Annotated in this window: 8 protein-coding genes; all 8 read left to right on the top strand. The window is 45.8% G+C overall.

Annotated features, from left to right (window positions below; genetic code table 11):
* Positions 1–3 precede the first annotated feature (3 nt).
* Entirely contained in the window at positions 4–519 is a 516-nt protein-coding gene (locus R3D00_09330) for a DUF4199 domain-containing protein (protein ID MEZ4773373.1), read from the top strand.
* Between the two features lie 360 nt (positions 520–879).
* Positions 880–3318 (top strand): TonB-dependent receptor, encoded by a 2439-nt coding sequence (locus R3D00_09325; GenBank protein MEZ4773372.1) that lies wholly within the window; start codon positions 880–882, stop codon positions 3316–3318.
* A gap of 180 nt (positions 3319–3498) precedes the next feature.
* Entirely contained in the window at positions 3499–3930 is a 432-nt protein-coding gene (locus R3D00_09320; GenBank protein ID MEZ4773371.1) for an Hsp20/alpha crystallin family protein, read from the top strand.
* 106 nt (positions 3931–4036) lie between these two features.
* Positions 4037–4960, top strand: a complete 924-nt coding sequence (locus tag R3D00_09315; protein ID MEZ4773370.1) for a J domain-containing protein — start codon at positions 4037–4039, stop codon at positions 4958–4960.
* 93 nt (positions 4961–5053) lie between these two features.
* Positions 5054–6073 carry an AAA family ATPase gene (locus R3D00_09310; protein ID MEZ4773369.1) on the top strand — a complete coding sequence of 340 codons (1020 nt, stop codon included), beginning with the start codon at positions 5054–5056 and terminating at the stop codon, positions 6071–6073.
* A 202-nt stretch (positions 6074–6275) separates the two neighbouring features.
* A complete protein-coding gene (locus tag R3D00_09305; protein ID MEZ4773368.1) occupies positions 6276–8852 on the top strand; it encodes a transglycosylase domain-containing protein in 2577 nt (858 codons plus the stop codon).
* Positions 8853–9009: 157 nt separating this feature from the next.
* A complete protein-coding gene (locus tag R3D00_09300) occupies positions 9010–12369 on the top strand; it encodes a ThuA domain-containing protein (GenBank protein ID MEZ4773367.1) in 3360 nt (1119 codons plus the stop codon).
* A 45-nt stretch (positions 12370–12414) separates the two neighbouring features.
* A complete protein-coding gene (locus R3D00_09295; GenBank protein MEZ4773366.1) occupies positions 12415–13257 on the top strand; it encodes an alpha/beta hydrolase in 843 nt (280 codons plus the stop codon).
* Positions 13258–13288 lie beyond the last annotated feature (31 nt).

The following is a 13288-nucleotide window of genomic DNA, read 5'->3' as shown; positions in this document are numbered from 1 at the left end:
ACTATGGAATTTACACCTATCAGACCAACAGCATTAAAATACGGCCCTATCATTGGTATCGCAGCGGCTGCGTACGGCATTGTCCTGCTTGCCACCAATCAATTTGACAATACTGCCCTCAGTCTGCTTTCCTGGGTAATCACTATCGGTGGTTTGGTTCTCACTTTTAGAGAATATAAAAGCCTGAACCAGGGATTTATGACCTTCAACAAAGGGTTTAGCCTGGGTTTTGTTACCAGTTTTCTCGCCAGCACGATTTCGCTCATTATCAATCAGATTTACACTTCTGTGATTGCTCCTGACACCACGGAGAAAGTGCTGGAGTTTACGCGCATGAAAATGGAAGAAAATCCTGCAATGACAGAGGAAGCCATTGATATGGCCATGGGCATTACAGAAAAAATGATGGTGCCTTATATCGCTATTCCGGTCGGGCTGGTGATGGCTGCGGCTGGTGCAGCTATTATCGCGCTCATTCTGGCAGCGATTATGAAAAACGATCCGGCACCCAACACATGATGTTTTTCTGGTACATCTATTTTAAATCCCCGATCTCAGGCTACGTCTCAGATCGGGGATTTGTTTTTTTCAGGAATCACGATTTTCAGCCTCAAAATTTTTATTAAAAACAGTCCGGTTCGCCCCTTTTTTTTGCAAAAGACACAAAAACCTTGCTGCGGGTATTTTTACATTTGCAATTTTTGCAAATGGCGACATTTACATTTAAAGGTTTTGGGAAAAGCCCTGTTTTAATGGAAGTATAAAAGGAAAATTCATTTTTTGGGAGTATGAATGTGTCTAACTTGCCATCAATCAGCACTTCCCCAATACAGGTTCTCTCCTATTATTAGCTTTTCACCTACGATTAACTGAACGATTATGCAAGTAAGAACACTCATTTATCGACTGGGTTTCTGGGTTCTGTTTTTTGCGCAATACGCGTATGGCCAGACCCTGACCCAAACTGTACGAGGAAAAGTCATGGATTCGGAGTCTCAATATCCCCTTGCCGGTGTTACGGCCATCCTGATTCAGGGAGAAGGAAGCGGAGGAATCGGTGCATATACTGACGAGAACGGGGAGTTTCGCCTCACAGGTGTACCGGTAGGGCGTCAGGCGTTTGTTTTTAGCTATATCGGCTACGAGCGGGTAGTTCTCAACAACATTGAGGTTACTTCTGCCAAAGAGGTCATTCTCAACATCAGCATGGAATCCTCCGGCGTAACCTCCGATACGGTCGTATTGGTCGCACGAAGAAATGGAGAAGTCGGCAACGATCTCGCATTCGTAAGTGCCCGTCAATTTTCTGTAGTGGAAACCAACCTCTATGCAGGCAGCCGTGGGGAACCCGCCCGTATGGCCTCCAACTATGCCGGTGTGCAGGGGGCAGACGACAGCCGCAACGATATTGTCATCAGGGGTAATTCCCCCCAGGGTGTACTCTGGCGGCTGGATGGAATCAATATCCCAAACCCCAATCACTTTGCAATCCCCGGCACAGGCGGCGGGCCCGTTACTATTCTCAATAATAAATTTCTCGCCAACTCTGACTTTTTCACCGGGGCGTTTCCCTCCGAATACGGCAACGGAATTGCAGGCGTTTTTGATCTCAAGATGCGAAATGGCAATAACGAAAAACACGAATTTAGCGGGCAACTGGGTTTCCTCGGTACAGAGCTTATGGCTGAAGGACCTATCTCTAAAAAAACTGGCGCATCTTACCTCGCTACCTACCGCTACTCTACATTGGGACTTTTCAGTTTTATGGGTATTAATGTAGGTACCGATGCCATTCCACAGTATCAGGACGGCTCATTTCGTATTAATCTCCCACAAAAAAGTGGCGGCACAATATCCATCTGGGGAATCGGAGGGCTCAGTAATATCGACATTATCTTAAGTGACCAGGTCGCACCAGACTCTTCAACCCTGATATTTGGCTCCAATGACCGGGATCAATACTTTGGGACCAATACAGGTATTATCGCAGCTTCATACACCCACCCTATCAATATTGATACCTATATCAAAACCAGCGTAGCAGTTTCCAAATCGGTAGCTACCTCCCACCACGAACAGATCTTTCGCCATGTGGAGGCCGGAAAGTTTGTGGTTGACTCACTTCCCGAAATTCTCGACTATACCTATGATGAGACTAAATATTCCGCCTATTTTCATTTCAACAAAAGAATCAAACCCGGCCACAACCTGAAGCTCGGTGTAAATGCAGACTGGTATCATATGAACTATATCGACAGTGTCAGGGTTGTCAATCCCGGCGCAAATCCGACACTCGATCCCTGGAGAATCCGATGGGACGCCAATCAGGGGGCAGCATTGATACAACCTTTTGCGCAATACAAAGCGAAAGTCGGTGAAAAATTATCACTCACAGCAGGTATTACCAGTTTGTACTGGAGTCTCAATAAAAACAGCTTCAGTCCGATCGAACCCAGACTTGGGCTTTCCTACGAACTGGCAGAAGGCAAAAGGCTGAGTTTTGGTACAGGTTTACATTCGCAGATTCAGTCGCCCTATCTGTATTTCTTTGGCTATGAAACAAAAGGTCGCGATCCCCAGGAACAAAACCTCGACATGGGCCTGACCAAAAGCATACATGCCGTATTGAGCTATGACTGGACATTAGCCAAAAATATGAGGCTGAAAGCAGAGACCTATTATCAGTATCTGTATCAGGTTCCCGTCGAATTGCGTTCCAGTTCATTTTCACTGGTCAACAGCGGTGCTGGTTTTTCCAGGTTTTTTCCCGACACCCTTGTCAATGAAGGAACAGGCAGAAATTTTGGGGTAGAGCTTACCATTGAGAAGTTTTTCAGCAAGGGATATTATTTCTTACTTACCGGATCTGTGTTTGATGCCAAATATACCGGCAGCGACGGCGTATTGCGCAACACCTCGTTCAACGGACGTTATGCTTTTAACGGACTGGTTGCCAAGGAATTCACTATCAACGAAACCTCTGCTTTTCAGCTTGGAGCAAAAGTTACGACTGTAGGTGGCAGATGGTACGGCCCGGTGGATGAAGTCGCCTCAGCGAGAGAACTGGAGATTATTTATCAGGATGACAAGGTCAACACACAACAGTTCCGACCTTATTTCAGGGTAGATGGAAAAGCATCCTACAGGTGGAACAGACCGAAAGTTACCCATGAATTTTCGATCGATCTGGTGAATGTATTAAATATAAAAAATATCCTTACGCTCACCTATGCACCCGATCATCCAAGCGGGAACCCCATCAGAGAGGAGTATCAACTGGGCTTCCTGCCACTATTTTTCTACAAGATCGACTGGTAAGATTGAGGAAACCATATCACTACCGGCCACTTTGTCATAATAAGCTCAACAAAACAAGCCATACTGTCAGCAACCTCGCTTTACAAACGCCAATTTGCCTCAAAATGGCTCACGGTACAGGAGTTGTTTATTTCCTTATATAAACACAGATAAACAACAAACAAAAAGGAGGATAACATTATGACACTTGTAAAAAGAAACCTGTTTTTCCCAACTACTTTATGGGATGATTTTCTGAGAAATGACTGGCTGGATACAAATACTGGTTTCGCCAGCCCACAACCAGCTGTCAATATCAAAGAAACTGACGAAAACTTCTCGCTGGAACTTGCAGCTCCCGGCATGGCAAAAGAAGACTTTAAAGTAAATCTCGACAACCATGTTCTGACCATTTCGTCTTCCAAAGAGAACAAAAACGAAGAGACTGCTGAAGACGGAACTTATACCCGCAAAGAATTCAGCTACAGTGCTTTCAGCCGTTCTTTCCGCCTGCCTGAAACAGTAAACAGTGAAAAGATCGAAGCAAAATACACAGATGGTGTGCTCCACCTGACACTCCCCAAAAGGGAAGAAGCGAAGGTAAAAGCACCAAAAGAAATCGAAATCGCCTAGGGCGTTTTATGTACGACTAAAGAGTAGTGGGGTTCATAAGTGAGGTCTTATGGAGGGTCAGGTGGAAGAGTTCTTCTCCTGGCCCTTTTTTTCAATAAACACAGTCATGGAATTTAAAGATTATTACAAAATACTCGGCATCGGGAAAACGGCCTCGCAGGATGAGATCAAAAAAGCCTACCGCAAGCTGGCAAAGATCAATCACCCTGATAAAAACCCGGACAATAAAGCAGCTGAAAACCGCTTTAAAGAAATATCCGAGGCGTATGAAGTGTTGAGCGACAAGGAAAAACGCAAGAAATATGACCAGTATGGTGCCAATTGGAAATACGCAGAAGAAGGCAATAGCGGCGCTGGAAATGCAGGTACCGGTGGAGGCACTTATTATACCTATCAGGGTGATCCCAATGAGTTTTTTACGGATGACAGAGGATTTTCTGACTTTTTCTACCAGATGTTTGGAGGCAACAATCCCTTTGGCAGAACGAATCAGGGCGGTCGCAAACCTTTTACCCAAAAAGGAAATGACTACCAGGCCCAACTTCCCATTACCCTGGAAGAGGCATTCAACGGAAGCCATCGCACATTTGAAGTAAATGGCCAAAACCTGAGGATTAAAATAAAACCCGGTACGACAGACGGGAAAACGCTCCGGCTCACAGGTAAAGGAGGCCCAGGCGTCAACGGGGGACCGGCAGGAGATCTCTATATTCAGATAAAAATAGAACCTCACCCCAATTTTCAGATCGAAGGATTTGACCTGAAAACCGAGACAAAGGTTAATATTTATACCCTTATGCTGGGGGGGAAAGTGGAAATTCCCACTCCGGGAGGATTAATCCGGATTCAGGTTCAACCAGAAACAGAGCCTGGAAAAACCATAAAAATTGCGGGAAAAGGTTTACCCGAAAATGAGAAAAAAACAAAGTCAGGCAATCTGTATGTGACACTTCAGGCTAAAATTCCACATCACCTCTCTGAGAAGGAAAAAAATCTGCTGAAAGAACTCGCAGACCTGAGAGCAGCCTAACCCCAAACGATAACTTGTCGCAGCCCCGTGAAATATTTATATTTTCGGGGCTTATTTTATTTATACACGGAAACTCATAATCGCTGGTATCTGATGATGGCTGGTTTGGTTTTAGGAAAATTTCACCCCCTCCACCGGGGACATCTTGGGCTTATTGATTTTGGATTGAATCACTGTGACAGGCTTTATATTCTGATATGTGCTTCTCAGACCGAATCTATCAGCGGGGATATCAGGCTGCAGTGGGTAAAAGCGGCTTACGCCAACAATCCACGGGCAGTCCCCGTGTTGCTTCATTATGATGAACAGGAATTGCCCAATACCTCTGTTTCATCAAAGGAAGTTTCAAAAATCTGGGCAGATAAAATCAGGCAGATTATGCCTGTACCCATAGATATAGTCTTTAGTTCTGAGCCTTATGGCGATTACCTCGCCGGTTTTCTGCAATGTCACCACAGAAGTTATGACTCAGGCAGGGAAAAAGCGCCCATCTCAGCGAGTCAGATTCTCTCCAATCCGCTGTTTTACTGGGATTATCTCAGCAAACCGGCCCAACCCTTTTTTGTCAAAAAAATATGCATCTGCGGGTCCGAATCCACGGGAAAAACCACGATTACGGAACGATTGGCACAACACTATCAGACCGTATTTGTACCCGAAGCAGGCAGAGAGATTATTCCCCGGACAGAAATCTGCACGCCAGAACTGCTGCAAGAAACCGCATTTCGGCATGCGCAGATGATTGAAGAAAAACAGAAACTGGCAAACCGGTTATTGTTTTCCGATACAGATGTGAACACAACCCGGTCGTATTCCAGGTATTTATTCGGTACAGACTTATCCACCACCGATTACATTGAAGAAGCCAACCGGTTTGATTTATGGCTCTATCTAGGACCAGATGCACCATTTGTACAGGACGGAACAAGACTGGATCGCGAGCGAAGAAACGAGCTCGACCTTTTCCACCAAAATACCCTCAATGCCCGGGGTATCGCCTTTGACACCATTACCGGAAGCTGGGAGGAGAGATTTGAAAGAGCAGTAATACTGATTAATCAGCGGTTTCTAACCTTCAGCAAAACAACAGATCATTCCGCCACTACAAAATAGGTGCGTTAGGATACAAATTTGCATAGAATCTACGACCGGAATTTCCTGCGGCATATTGGATTTTAACCTAAAAAATTGATTAAAAAGCCAGAAAAAGCCGATCAATCATTTTAGTCAGCTGGCAAAAATTCTCCTCTAGGCAAAATCTGAAAACCTCAATTTTTCCATCTATATTTAGCATAAATTTTGGAAGACCTGGTTTATGCTGGAATTTTTTCAACGCGCACTGGCTTTTGTATCCAGAAAAAGTACCTGGCTGTCGCTTTTTGCTGTCCTGGCTATCGGGCTCAAAAAGCTCAGAAAGGCATGGCAAAAACTCTGGTTCTATTCGATATTTAACCGAAAAGACTTTAAGGAAGCCAGTTTCGGGAAAAAAATTCTGCGTGTCGGCTATACAGGCGTAATCTGTATTGTGCTTTTTGTAGTGGCCATGGAAATCAATTTCCTCTGGCTGTTTGGTTACCTGCCCAGCATGCGCGATGTGATCAACCCGCGTGTGTCGCTCCCCACAGAAATATATTCTGCCGACAACCAACTCATGGGCAGTTTTTATATCGTGCGGAGAAAACCCGTAACTTTTGAAGAAATCAACCCGCAGACCCTGGACGCACTCATTGCAACAGAAGACATTCGCTTTTATCAACACTCGGGACTCGATATCTACGCCCTGTTTGGTGCGGTATTTTCCACTGTAAGCGGAAGCAAACGCGGAGGCAGTACCATTACGCAGCAACTGGTCAAAAATATTTACAATACCCGCCGAACCAGTTCGGGGGGACTGCTGGGGCTTATTCCTGTCGTCAATACCATCGTAGCCAAACTGAAAGAGTGGAATACTGCGCTAAAAATTGAGTTTTTCCTCGAAAAAGAAGAAATCATTACCCTCTACCTCAACGCAGTGGATTTTGGCAACAATTCCCACGGCCTCCAAATTGCCAGTGAATATTATTTTTCCAAACAACCGGCTGACCTGAAAGTGGAGGAGTCTGCCCTTCTTATCGGAATGCTGAAAGGCCCCAGCCTCTACAATCCACGAAGAAATCCGGAACTGGCGCTCGAAAGGCGAAATGTTGTCCTCTCTCAAATGGAAAAATATGGCTACCTACAGCCTGAAGAAAAAGCCAAAGCCGAAAAAAGACCCATTCGACTGAAAATCAGGGAAATCGCTAAAGAAAAAACCGTCGCGCCCTACTTCCGGGCGGCACTGGTGAGGGAACTTACCGAATGGTGCGAAGAAAATAACTACAACCTCTATACTGACGGGCTAAAAATCTACACGACCATAGACAGTCGCATGCAACGCTACGCAGAAACATCTGTGAAGCAAAATATGACCACTATTCAGCGCAGTTTTGAGTCCGGGTTTGGTGGCTATAAATACTGGTTTGACAGCAAGATAGAACAGGAGAAAAAAGATTATCTGAAAGAAAACCCGCCTCCAAAAGGACAAAAAAAACCGGAACTCCCGCCCATGCCTACGGAGGTTTTTCTACAATCCCTGATCGAGCAGTCTGATACTTATCAACGGCTGGTCGCCAGCGGAAAGACCAAAGAAGAAGCACTGAAAGAGATGAACAAACCTGCGCGGAGAAGCCTTTTTTTTCAGAATAATGAACGGAAAGTCTGGATATCTTCGGTGGACTCGATCAAACATATTGCTCAGATGATGCACTGCGGACTGGTCAGCATAGAGCCAACCACAGGGGCTGTCAAAGCATGGGTTGGGGGCACAAACTGGAACTGGTTTCAGTACGACCATGTGGATCAGGCCAAAAGACAGGCAGGGAGCACGTTTAAGGCGATTTTGTATGCAGCAGCTCTTCAAAATGACCTCGAACCGTGCAGTATGTTTACCGACAAGCAGGTTTCTTTTCTGACCGAAAATGACGGAAAAGAAGAAGTCTGGGACCCCCAAAACTCAGACGAGGTATTCACCAACAAAGAAATGACCATGCGGTCGGCCATGGCAAAAAGCGTCAATACCATTGCCGCCCAGGTGACTGAGCAAATCGGCCCGGATGAAGTCATCAAAATGGCCCGCAAGCTGGGAATTGAAAGCGACCTGGACGAAACGCTTTCTATCGGGCTGGGACCAAGCTCGGTGTCTCTCCTTGAGCTTACCCGTGCTTATACTGCATTTTGCAATGAAGGCCGATTGTGTCAGACCCGTCTGGTAGATCGCATTATTGGATATGACGACGAAGAGATCGCAGTCTTTAAGCCAAAACCCCAAAAAGCCATCAGTAAGCACGACGCATACAGTATGGTCTTTATGCTTCGTGGGTCAGTCGAAGAGCCCGGCGGCACTTCCCGCAGACTGTACAGCTACGGTATTTGCAATAACAATGAGATAGGCGGAAAAACGGGTACCTCGACCAATTATGCCGATGGCTGGTATATTGGTATTACCCCGGCACTTGTTACAGGCGTTTGGGTAGGTGCCGAAAATATGAAAGTACACTTCGAAAACGCCAACGGCCAGGGCGGGCGCACGGCACTCCCCATCTTTGGCCAGTATATGCAAATGGTCTATAATGATTCGAAAACCGGGGTAAAAAGGGGGAAATTTACCGCCCCCGAAGATTACACCCTCAACCTTGACTGTGCAAAAACACAGGCAAAAACCACGGCGACGGTAACCAATGCCAGCTCTGATAAATCAGGTTCTCCGTCTGCCACCACCCAGGATCCCATTCCAAACCCAGACGTCCCACCTGAAAGCCTCGTAAAGGATTCTGCCACGGAATCAACCCAGGATACCATTGTACCGAAGCGGTAAAATCTATACCAATAGTTACCAGTATATTTCCGCGAAAACCATTTCAACAAGTATTTGAATGGCTTTTTCTTATATTCCCGCGCCCTAGTTGGCAGACATCGCGAAATATAGGTAATTTCGGAAACTGACTACGTAACTACGTTTAAACTGACAAACTATGAGATCCATTTTGACTCGACTGATTTTAATTTTTTCGGTCATCACCTTCACCTGGTCCTGTGATTCCGGCGGAGGAAAAGTAAAGCTGCTGGTATTTTCAAAAACCAAAGGGTTTCGACACAGCTCCATCGAAGCTGGGGTAAAGGCTATTGAAAAACTGGGCATTTCCCAGGGATATGAGGTAGTGGCTACCGAAGACGCTTCCATTTTTACAGATGAAAATCTAAAGGATTTTTCCGCGGTAATATTTCTTAATACCACACAAGACGTATTAGACTACTATCAACAAGCTGATTTTGAGCGATATATCCAGGCAGGTGGCGGATTTGTAGGTATCCATGCAGCCACTGACACCGAATATGAATGGCCCTGGTACAATAAACTGGTGGGTGCATATTTTGAGAGTCACCCCAAAATACAAGAAGCAAAACTGGTAGTCGTTGATAAAAACCATGCGTCCACCAAAATGCTGCCCGACGAATGGACAAGAACAGACGAATGGTACAATTTTAAAAACTTTAACGAAGACGTTCATGTCCTGGTGAAGATAGACGAATCCTCCTACGAAGGAGGGAAAATGGGCGAATTTCACCCGATGGCCTGGTACCACGAATTTGACGGAGGGCGCGCTTTTTACACAGAGTTTGGTCATACAGATGAAGCTTATCAGGAAGAAATGTACCTCCAGCATCTCTTGGGTGGCATTCAGTATGCGATTGGAAAAAACAAAAGAAATTATGCCCTGGCTCACTCCGACAGGGTTCCACTGGAAAACAGGTTTTCCCGTACCATACTCGCCCAAAACCTGAATGAACCAATGGAAATAGATGTGCTACCCGATGGAAAAGTCCTGATGGTAGAAAGAAAAGGCGCGCTGAAAATGTTTGACCCTGTAGCCGATTCTATGCGAACTATTATAGAGCTTCCTGTGCACAAACTCCATGAAGATGGCCTGCTGGGGATTGCGGTAGACCCCAAATACAGTGAAAACCATTGGATTTACCTGTTTTATTCTCCGGATGTGGACATCCCCAAACAGCATGTTTCACGATTCGTATTTGATGGGCAGAATCTCGATACCGGCTCAGAGAAAGTGTTGCTGGAAATTACTGTTCAGCGCGATGAATGCTGCCATTCGGCAGGTTCGCTGGAGTTTGGTCCCGATGGCAACCTCTATATTTCGGTGGGTGACAATACCAATCCTTTTGCATCCAATGGTTTTGACCCTATCGACGAACGTGAAGGCCGCAGTGCCTGGGATGCACAAAGATCGGCAGGCAACGCAAACGACCTGAGAGGGAAAATACTTCGCATCACCCCACAAGCAGACGGAACCTATACCATTCCGGAAGGAAATCTTTTTCCTCCGGGAACAGAAGGCACAAGACCTGAAATTTTTGTCATGGGCTGCCGGAACCCCTTCCGTATTTCGCTGGATTCAAAAACCGGTTATCTCTATTGGGGAGATGTTGGGCCCGATGCCGGTAAAGACGATGAAACCCGAGGCCCTAAAGGATTGGATGAGCTTGACCAGGCGAGACATGCTGGCTTCTGGGGATGGCCTTATACCCGTGGCAACAACCAGGCTTATATTGATTATGATTTTGAAACTAATGTTTCGGGCCAGAAGTTTGATCCCGAACACCCGGTCAACAATTCTCCCAACAACACAGGGATTAAAAATCTACCGCCTATCCAGAAATCGATGATCTGGTACTCCTACGATAAATCCAATGAATTTCCATGGGTAGGTATCGGCGGAAAAAACCCTATGGCGGGACCGATCTTCCACGCCAGCAACTTTAAAGGTGCGCCTCACCTCTTTCCCGATTATTTTGAAGGAAAGGTATTTTTCTACGAATGGATTCGCGGATGGATATACATCGTAACGCTTGATGATTCGTCCAATTTTGAAAAAGCAGAACCATTTATGGCCAGCTCTGATTTTTCGAACCCCATGGATATGGTATTCAGCCCGGATGGAAGTTTGTATATTTTGGAATATGGAGAAAAGTGGTTTGCTCAAAACTATGATGCAAGGCTGTCCCGGATAGAATACAAAAGTGGAAATCGTTCGCCACTCGCTAGAATCACCGCCGACAAACAGATTGGTGGTTTGCCATTGACCGTAAATTTTTCCGGAGAAGCATCTGAAGATTTTGACGGTGACGCGCTTACCTACGAATGGTTTTTCAATAGCGCAGTGGTACAATCAAAAGAAGAAAACCCTTCATTTACCTTTGATAAAGAAGGTGTGTATGAGATAACGCTCAGGGTTACCGATCCCTCAGGAGAAAAGGCCAGTACGACAATGGAAATTATGGCTGGTAATGAACCGCCTTCGGTACAAATCGAAATCACCGGCAGCAATGAGTATTACTGGGACGGACGCAAACTCGACTACAAAGTAATAGTCAATGACAAAGAAGATGGGAGTACCGAAAATGGGTCCATTGCTCCGGAGGATGTAACGGTTACACTCACCTATATTCCGGAGGGACAGGATATTACAACCGTTTCTCAGGGGCATCAGGTACAACCTACCCTACCCAAAGGCCGCCAACTGATTGACGCATCTGACTGTAAAGCCTGCCACGCCGTAAATGAGCAGGTAAATGGCCCCAGTTATGAGTCGGTCGCAGAAAAATATTCGCTGAAAGACACCAGCTATCTGGTCAGTAAAGTGATCAATGGTGGTTCTGGCGTATGGGGAGAAAGAATGATGTCTGCACACCCACAGCTCAATAGAAAACAAGTGGGCGAAATGGTTTCCTATATCCTCAGCCTTCACGCAGGCCCGGCCAAATCAGAAGCCGCCAACCTGCCGGTTAAGGGCAATATTCTGTTGTCAGAACATACTAAAAACAAAACACAGGGATCGTACATTCTGATGGCCAGTTATCAGGACAAAGGACAAGGCGCCATCCAGCCGATCATGTCCCGTGCACGTGTGGTGTTGAAATATCCCCGACTGGAAGCTGAAGACAACGACGGTATGAGCAATGGGATCACGACGGGCAATTCCCGCGATGTAAAACTGCTCGGAGACATTACCGATGGACGTTTTATTATGTATAAGGACCAGGACCTTGATGGCTTGAAAAAAGTCAACATCATGGCGCAGTTCCGCGGTAACTATCCTTACGAAGGAGAAGTCGAAATACGCATGGATAGCCGCGACGGGGAAATTTTGGGAAAAACCAAATGGTCCTACAACAAACCCCAGAGCGCGTTTATCACTTACCCGGTCATGATTAAACCCAATACAGGTAAACACGATATCTACCTGATTTTCCACAACGAAAGCGACCGGAGCAAAGTCATTGCGAATATTGACGCGATCGAGCTTATATTCTGATAAAGACAAGTAAATATCCCTGACAGGAATATATAGTCTGTAATTATGACGAAACAAATTTCTTTACCTCTGATAGCCCTGCTTCTGTGGGGCTTATCAGGGTTTTCACAGACTCGCGTCCTGTACAGGCAGATTGATACCACTGCGCTGTATATGGATGTCATTTTCCCACCAGATTTTGATTCCGGGCAAAACCTTACGGCCATGGTTTTTTTCTTCGGTGGTGGATGGAATGGCGGAAGTACAGAGCAATTTGCGCCACATGCAGAATATTTTTCAAAACGGGGAGTTGTCTGTTTTCTGGCTGACTACCGGGTAAAATCCCGTCAGCAAACTACCCCCTTCCAATCGTTGGAGGATGCCAAATCTGCCATCCGCTTTGTCAGAAGTCATGCGGAGAAATATCATATCGATCCGGAAAAGATTATCGCATCGGGTGGTTCGGCGGGCGGCCATCTGGCTGCCGCTACAGCGTTGGTCACCTCTTATAATGACCCGGGCGACGATTTATCCATGAGTTGTGTGCCAAATGCTTTGGTACTTTTTAACCCTGTGATTGACAATGGCCCGGGAGGATATGGATATGAGCGGATCCAGGATCAATACAAGGATTTTTCCCCGCTTCACAACATTGTCGCAGGTGCTCCCCCTACGATTATTTTCCTTGGAACAAAAGATAAACTGATTCCCGTAGAAACCGTTGCCTACTATAAAACTGTCATGGAAAAGGTTGGCAGCAGATGCGATTTGCATTTGTATGAGGGTGAAGGACACGGTTTTTTTAACTTTAAACATCTGCAAAATTACCAGAAAACCGTCCTGGAAGCCGACAAGTTTCTCATCTCCCTGGGAATGATTGTCGGGGAGCCACTGATGAAAATTGATTGATATACTTTTCAGCTACTGATAAACACAAAAA

Source organism: Bacteroidia bacterium (genome assembly GCA_041391665.1).
GTDB lineage: Bacteria > Bacteroidota > Bacteroidia > J057 > J057 > JAGQVA01.
This window is presented reverse-complemented; position numbering and strand designations above follow the sequence as displayed.

Coding starts and splice junctions, on each gene's coding strand:
- R3D00_09320 (MEZ4773371.1), top strand. CDS start 3,499: ATGACACTTGTAAAAAGAAACCTGTTTTTCCCAACTACTTTATGGGAT.
- R3D00_09305 (MEZ4773368.1), top strand. CDS start 6,276: ATGCTGGAATTTTTTCAACGCGCACTGGCTTTTGTATCCAGAAAAAGT.
- R3D00_09325 (MEZ4773372.1), top strand. CDS start 880: ATGCAAGTAAGAACACTCATTTATCGACTGGGTTTCTGGGTTCTGTTT.
- R3D00_09310 (MEZ4773369.1), top strand. CDS start 5,054: ATGATGGCTGGTTTGGTTTTAGGAAAATTTCACCCCCTCCACCGGGGA.
- R3D00_09315 (MEZ4773370.1), top strand. CDS start 4,037: ATGGAATTTAAAGATTATTACAAAATACTCGGCATCGGGAAAACGGCC.
- R3D00_09295 (MEZ4773366.1), top strand. CDS start 12,415: ATGACGAAACAAATTTCTTTACCTCTGATAGCCCTGCTTCTGTGGGGC.
- R3D00_09330 (MEZ4773373.1), top strand. CDS start 4: ATGGAATTTACACCTATCAGACCAACAGCATTAAAATACGGCCCTATC.
- R3D00_09300 (MEZ4773367.1), top strand. CDS start 9,010: ATGAGATCCATTTTGACTCGACTGATTTTAATTTTTTCGGTCATCACC.